General features: G+C 75.6%; 1 protein-coding gene and 1 pseudogene. Both read left to right on the forward strand.

The features are described from left to right. Positions 1-245 (forward strand): annotated as a pseudogene (locus L2I40_RS23910) (hypothetical protein); the annotation flags it as partial. A 36-nt stretch (positions 246-281) separates the two neighbouring features. Continuing rightward, a complete protein-coding gene (locus L2I40_RS23915; protein WP_237217836.1) occupies positions 282-638 on the forward strand; it encodes a hypothetical protein in 357 nt (118 codons plus the stop codon). Positions 639-809: the final 171 nt, after the last annotated feature.

Consider the following 809-nt stretch of genomic DNA (forward strand, 5'->3'; position numbering starts at 1 on the left):
GGCCGCTGGCGGAGGCGACCGGCGGCGCCGTGCGCTGGCTCGGCGCGGAGGCGCAGCCCGCGGTGCCGGAGATCCGCCGCGTCGCGGCGGGGCGCGACACGCATGGCGCGGGCTGGATCGGCCTGCGCCGCAACCAGGACCACACCGTGACCGGCATCACCGCCCTGCCGCTGCTCCCGCCCTGGCTGGCGCTGCCGCTGGTCCTCGGGCTCGCCATCGGCGCCTGGCGGCGCGAGGGAAAATGATATGACACGCCGCGGCGTGGCGCCCATCTCGACGCCATGCGCCCGCTCGCGCTGACCCTTGCCCTGCTGGTCGCCGCCTGCGCCCAGGGGCCGACCCTCTCCGAACGCCTGTCCACCTTCGTGAATCGGAGCGAGGGAGACCTCGTCGCCGAGCTTGGCGTGCCGGTCCGCATCCATGAGGCGGATGGCCGGCGCTTCCTGCAATACGAGCAGCGGCGGGTCGTCGCGGTGGCCGAGCCCGGCCTCTACCGCCCCTATTTCGGCCCCTGGGGCCCGCGCTGGGGCTATGCGCCGCCGCCGCCGAGCTACGCGATGGTTGGCTGCGACATCACCTTCGCGCTACGCGGCGGGCGGGTGGAGAGCTTCACCTTCCGCGGCCAGGGATGCGGCTGAGCCCCTGCCTTTTTCCGGCCCGCGGTTTCACCTAGGTTGCCGGCCATGCGACACGCCCTCCGCCTCGCCCTTCCGCTGCTGCTCGCCGCCGTGTCGGCCGGGCCGGCCTTCGCGCAGGGCCTTGGAGCGGGGCCCGTGCGGGCGCCGCCGACGCCGGGGCCCCAGGCGGCG

Source organism: Falsiroseomonas oryziterrae (assembly GCF_021864505.1).
GTDB lineage: Bacteria > Pseudomonadota > Alphaproteobacteria > Acetobacterales > Acetobacteraceae > Falsiroseomonas > Falsiroseomonas oryziterrae.